Annotated in this window: 5 protein-coding genes; 4 read left to right on the top strand and 1 reads right to left on the bottom strand. The window is 62.0% G+C overall.

Annotated features, from left to right (window positions below):
- Window positions 1-246 precede the first annotated feature (246 nt).
- The 4 genes from I4W07_RS05600 (at window position 247) to I4W07_RS05585 (ending at window position 4,832) form a co-directional block, all read left to right on the top strand.
- Window positions 247-2,229: a RecQ family ATP-dependent DNA helicase gene (locus I4W07_RS05600; RefSeq protein WP_196025887.1), complete on the top strand. Its 1,983-nt coding sequence runs from the start codon at window positions 247-249 to the stop codon at window positions 2,227-2,229.
- A 2-nt stretch (window positions 2,230-2,231) separates the two neighbouring features.
- The gene (locus tag I4W07_RS05595) at window positions 2,232-2,987 is read left to right on the top strand and encodes a GntR family transcriptional regulator (protein WP_196025886.1); all 756 of its coding nucleotides are present in this window, start codon (window positions 2,232-2,234) and stop codon (window positions 2,985-2,987) included.
- Window positions 2,988-3,131: 144 nt separating this feature from the next.
- Entirely contained in the window at window positions 3,132-4,100 is a 969-nt protein-coding gene (locus tag I4W07_RS05590; protein ID WP_196025885.1) for an SIS domain-containing protein, read from the top strand.
- Between the two features lie 84 nt (window positions 4,101-4,184).
- Window positions 4,185-4,832 (top strand): cyclase family protein, encoded by a 648-nt coding sequence (locus I4W07_RS05585; RefSeq protein WP_055285255.1) that lies wholly within the window; start codon window positions 4,185-4,187, stop codon window positions 4,830-4,832.
- A 146-nt stretch (window positions 4,833-4,978) separates the two neighbouring features.
- On the opposite strand, the gene I4W07_RS05580 is transcribed toward I4W07_RS05585, so the two are convergent.
- Window positions 4,979-5,956 (bottom strand): L-lactate dehydrogenase, encoded by a 978-nt coding sequence (locus I4W07_RS05580; protein ID WP_196025884.1) that lies wholly within the window; start codon window positions 5,954-5,956, stop codon window positions 4,979-4,981.
- Window positions 5,957-6,000: the final 44 nt, after the last annotated feature.

Genomic DNA, 6,000 nt, shown 5'->3' with positions numbered 1-6,000 from the left:
CCATGAATGCGGCGTGGCCGCCACGGTTGGATTAGACACTCACCATTGTCGGCCTAATCCGCGGTCTTTCATGCAGCAGGGGCTCTCAATGTTTTTATGTCCTGCTCATATCGTCTCTGCCGGCATCTGGGGACATTCCTTAGTCATTGGGGACGCTCTTAAACGACTAGTCTGGGCGGCGGCCGTGTGCTGCTGTCCGCGTGGCGGCGTATAATCGGCGGCAGATGACTTGGACGTTAGGAAACCATGACCGATAACATGCAGCAGATGGCGCTCGACACGCTCGGCGCCTATTTTGGCTACACCTCGTTTCGCCCGGGACAGGACCGCATGGTCGATGCGATCCTTGCCGGTCGTGATGCGCTGGGTGTTATGCCCACGGGCGCCGGCAAGTCCATTTGCTACCAGGTGCCCGCGCTCATGCTGCCCGGCATCACCTTTGTGGTGAGTCCGCTGCTGTCGCTTATGGAGGACCAGACCCGTGCGTTGCTCGCGGCGGGTGCGCGACCCAGCTATCTCAACTCCAGCCTTACTCCGGCCCAGCAAAACACCGTGCTCAAGCGGGCGCGCGAGGGCCGCTACCAGCTTATGTACGTGGCGCCCGAGCGCTTGCTCGAGCCGCGTTTTTTGGCCTTTGCGCGGGAGGCCGCGGCGGACGGCGGCATTGGCGTGCCGCTCGTGGCCATTGACGAGGCCCACTGCGTGAGCCAATGGGGCCAGGATTTCCGCCCCGCCTATCTGCAGATTCGTGAGTTCATCGATTCCCTGCCGCAGCGCCCCATCGTGGCGGCGTTTACCGCTACGGCGACCGAGCGCGTGCGCGCGGATATTCAGCAGATGCTCGGCCTGCAAAACCCCGCGACGGTGGTGACGGGCTTCGATCGCAAGAACCTCTACTTTGGCTGCGAGGAGATGGGCGACAAGGCCAAGGCCGCGTGGGTGCGTGACTACGTGATCGCGCATTCGAGCGAGAGCGGCATCGTGTATTGCTCGACCCGCAAGACGGTCGATGCGCTGGCAGGCGAGCTTGCCGAGGCACTGGGCCCCAGCGGCATTCGCGTTGGCCGCTACCATGCCGGCATGGGCAACGACGCCCGTCGCCAAAGCCAGCGCGCCTTTATCGACGACGACATTCAGGTGATGGTTGCCACCAACGCCTTTGGCATGGGCATCGACAAGCCCAACGTGCGCTACGTGATCCACAACAACGTGCCCGAGAGCATCGAGGCTTACTACCAGGAAGCGGGCCGCGCCGGTCGCGATGGCGACCCGGCCAGCTGCCATTTGCTGTGGAATGGCAACGATTTTCGCATGCGCCGCTTTCTGATCGACCGCGGCGACGCTGCCGACGAGGCGCTTGACGACGAGCAGCGCGCGTGGGCGCTCCAGAATCGATATCGTCTGCTCAGCCAGATGGAGGGCTATTGCAATACCACCGGCTGCCTGCGCGAATATATGTTGCGCTACTTTGGCGACGAGGCCGCGGCCGAGCATGCTGCTTCGGCTGGTGCGGGCGGCACCGCCACGGACGACGTCGAGGGCTGCGGCAACTGTAGCAATTGCCTCACGCGGTTCGAGGTCGAGGACGTCACCGACATGGCCCGCGCCGCCGTGCGCTATGTGGCCACGCGTCCCATGCGCTTTGGCAAGTCGCTCATCGCCGACGTGCTCCACGGCGGCAACACCGAGCGCATTCGCCAGATGCATCTGGACGAGGATCGCGGCCATGGTGAGCTGTCGAGCGAATCGGTCGGGCGCATCAAGGACATCATCGGCCAGCTGTGCGGCCGCGGTTATCTGGCTACCTCGCAGGGGCAGTACCCGGTCGTGGGGCTAGGCCCGCGCGCCGGCGAGGTCGAGGACGAGGCGTTTGCCTTTACCGTTAAGCGTCGCGCGTCCAAGCGCAAGGCCTCGGCCCGCGCCCGCCGTGCGGTGGATCTGCTGCGCGAGGAGGCCGAGCTGGATCAGCGACCGCGCGTGGGCGACGACGCCGAGCTGTTCGAGTGCCTGCGTGCCCTGCGCAAGGAGATTTCGACCGAGCTGGAGATGGCGCCGTACATGGTCTTCTCCGACAAGGCCCTGCGCGGTCTGTGCCGCCTACGACCTCAGACACGCGACGAGCTTATCCAGGTCAACGGTATTGGCGAGAAAAAGGCCGATGCCTTTGGTGAGCAGTTTATGGCGGCGATTGAAGAGTTTGAGTCCGAGCATGCACGGGATGGAGCGTAATGATGGCATCCGACGATAAAACCGAGCGCACTGAGGTATCCGCCGTGCCGCTGTACCAGCAGGTTATGGACGACCTAAAGGGCGAGATCGCGCGCGGCGTGTACGCATCCGGCTCGCGCATTCCTTCCGAGATGGAGCTCGCGAAGTACTACGGCGTGGGACGCATCACCGTGCGCCGCGCCGTCGAGGAGCTGTCGCGCGCGGGGTATCTCAACCGCCAGCAGGGGAGGGGCACGTTTGTGTGTGCGCCCAAGCTCAAACGCAAGATTGTCCAGAAGGGTGACGTTCAGAGCTTTTCCGAGGGTTGCGCCGCCAACGACATGGTGGCCGGAGCACGTCTGGTGTCGCGCACGGTGGTTGCGGCGACGCGCGAGGACGCGGCGTTTTTTGGGGTGGAACCCGGCTGCGAGCTCATCGTGGTCGAGCGCGTGCGCACAGCCGACGGCATCCCCGTCATGCTCGAGAACAACGCCTTTGTGCTGGCCGACCATCCCTATCTGCAGACGCTTGCCGACAAGGACCTCACGGACAATTCCATCTTTGCGCTCGTTGCCGAGCATTCGGGCCGTGCGCCGCTCAAGTCAGACCCCTGTACGGTGGAGATTGCGCTTGCCGATGCTCAGGCGGCCCCGCTGCTGGAGGTGCCGGTCGGCGAGCCGCTCTTCTATATGGAGGCATACTTTACCGATGCGGACGGGCGGCCCCTGCTGCTCGGACGCCAAAAGATCGTGGGCTCGCGCTACGTGTTCGACATCTAACGTCCATAGATAGAACAACATAGAACAAATTTGGTGAAATGACTTCACGTGCATCGTCGTGCGTGCTATAAATAGGACAACATAGAACGACCGCAGGTACGAGCTGTCGTCGTTCAAAGCCGCCACACAAGGAGGAACATCAGGATGAACGCACGCGATCTGATTCAGGAAATCATCGAGCGCAAGGGCAAGATTGAGAACGTCTTTTGGATCGCCTGTGGCGGTTCGATGATCGACCTGATGCCGGCCAACGAGCTGCTCAAGCGCGAGGCCACCACGTTTACCTCGACGGTCTACACGGCACGCGAGTTTTGCCTGATGGCCCCCAAGAGCCTTGGCGAGAAGTCGCTCGTTATTGCCTGCAGCCACAGCGGCAACACGCAGGAGGTCGTCGACGGCTGCGAGATGGCGCTGGCCGCCGGTGCCGAGGTCGTCGCCCTCACCGACTGCGAGGGCTCCAAGATCGACAACGGCAAGTGGACCACCTGGGTCTACCCCTGGGGCGAGGGCGTGCCACAGGCCGAGGTCCCGCAGGGTATCGGCGCTCTGATCGCCGCCGAGCTGCTCGACCAGCAGGAAGGCTACGAGGCACTCGCCGATATGTACGAGGGCCTCAAGCAGATGGATGCGCTGCTGCCCGTCGCCCGCGAGAAGGTCAACGCCGAGCTGGGCGCCCGCTTTGCCGAGCTCTGCCAGCAGCACAAGTTCTTTTATATCCTGGGCTCTGGCCCCAACTTTAGCCAGACCTACGCCATGGCAATTTGCTCGCTCATGGAGATGCAGTGGCAGCACTGCTGCTACATCCACTCCGGCGAGTACTTCCACGGCCCGTTCGAAGCCACCGAGCCCGGCGTGTTCTACTTTGTGCAGCTTGGCGCGGGCGAGTGCCGCCCCATGGAGGAGCGCGCTCTTGCGTTCCTCAACACGCACACCGATACAGTCATGGTGCTCGATGCGCTTGAGTACGGCGTGGGCGAAGTGCCTGCCAGCGTGCGTTCGTTCCTGGAGCCGATCTTCTTCTACAACATGAGCTGCGAGCTGCGCGCCGCCCGCGGCAAGGTCTTCGACCACAGCCCCGAGATTCGTCGCTACATGGGCATCGAGCAGTACTAGGTACCGGGAATAACCTCTCACGACGGGGCTTCCGCCAAGTGCGGGCCCCGTTTTGCTTTGCCAAGAAAGAAATGGGGATTGAACATGCGCGTGCTTGATTTGACTCACACTATTAGGGAAGACATGCCGGTATTTCCCGGAGCCGATACACCCAAGCTGCTGCCGGCGAGCACCTACGAGCACGACGGATTTAAAGAGACGCTCATGCAGATGTACACCCATACGGGGACGCATATGGATCCACCGGCGCATCTGTTTGCCGACCGCAAGACGCTCGATGCGTTTCCGGCAAGCCAGTTTATAGGCAGGGCATTGGTTGTCGATTGCCGCATGCTCGCCGAGGGTGAGGCCATTACTGTGGAGCAGCTCCGTCCCTATGGCGATAAGGTGACTCAAGCCGAGTTTTTGCTGTTCAACTTGGGTTGGGATAAGCGTTGGGGAACCGAGGCGTACTTTGGCGACTATCCTTGCGTGGACGATGAGGTGTTGGACCTGATCATCGACGGCGGCTACAAGGGCATCGGCTTTGATGTAATTGGACTCGACCCCATCGCGGACGAAAACCTGACGCGCCACAAGAAGTTGTTCCGCGCATGCGATATCGTCAACATCGAGAATCTTAAGGACCTGGACTGTTGCGGCGACGATCTGTTCTGGTTTAGCTGCGCACCGCTCAAAATCGAGGATTGCGACGGCTCGCCCATTCGCGCAATCGCGTGGTTTGAGGATTAAAGCGCCCTGTTCCATCTGTCGAAAAGCATTCACCTTCGATTCGCGAGCGTGTCGCATGAGCCAAAAAGCGGGCCGTGCCGGGGATTTCCGGCGCGGCCCGCTTTGCATAGCGTCCGTATGAGCGAGGTGTCGCGTCAAGCGGCGGCCTACTTCGCGTCGTGGGCCTCGGCGTCCCACCAGTCGAGCTGGGCGATGTTGTCTCGGATGTGCTGGCAGCTCTTGTGGAAGCCCTCGAGCTCGTGCTCGGAAAGGTCGAGTGTGTAGACCTCCTCGACGCCCTCGGCACCGATCACGCACGGCAGGGAGGTAAAGATACCCTCCTCGCCATACTGGCCGGTCATAAGCGTAGAGGCCGAAAGCACGGCGTGCTCGTTGTGCAGCACGGCGGCGCAGACGCGCGCGGCGGAGTTGGCAACGGCGTACTCGGTGCACTGCTTGCCCTGGTAGGTCACATAGCCGCCCTTGCGTGCAAGCTCCTCGACCTCCATGTGGTCGAAGGCGTACTTGTCGGGGTTCTCGGCCTGAAGCTCGTTGAGGTTTTTGCCAGCGATGGTTGCGGCCTTAAAGGCAGCAAGCTGGCTAAAGCCGTGCTCGCCGATCATGTAGGCGTCGATGGACTTGGGGCTCACGCCGACCTTCTTGGAGATCTCGGTGCGCAAGCGGGCGGAGTCCAGACCGCAGCCCGAGCCGATGATCTTCTTGGGATCGTAGCCGGTCAGGTGCCACAGCTCGGTGCACACGACGTCGCAGGGGTTGGAGATGCTCACGAAGATGCCGTCAAAGCCGGCGTCGACGATGCGCTTGGCAAAGGAGCGGGCGGCGTCGGTGGTAAAGAACAGCTCGCCGTCGCGGTTGCCGGCGGCCAGCGCGACCTTGCCGGCAGCGTTGACGATGACGTCGCAGCAGGCAAGCTCCTCGTAGTGGTCGTAGCAGTTGACGATCTTGGTGTTGTACGGGACAAACGAAAGGGAGTCGCGCAGGTCCTGGACCTCGGACGTCACTTTGGCCTCGTTGATATCGCACAGGTACAGCTCATCGGCAATGCCCTGCATGAGCAGGCTGTTGGCGACATGTGCTCCTACGTGGCCCTGGCCGACCACACCGATCTTACGCGTCTGGTACATATACGTATCCTTTCGGCCGAGTTTTTCGCGTCGAACCATTGTAG

It is taken from the genome of Collinsella aerofaciens (assembly GCF_015670745.1).
In the GTDB taxonomy this organism is placed as follows: Bacteria; Actinomycetota; Coriobacteriia; order Coriobacteriales; family Coriobacteriaceae; genus Collinsella; species Collinsella aerofaciens_T.
This window is presented reverse-complemented; position numbering and strand designations above follow the sequence as displayed.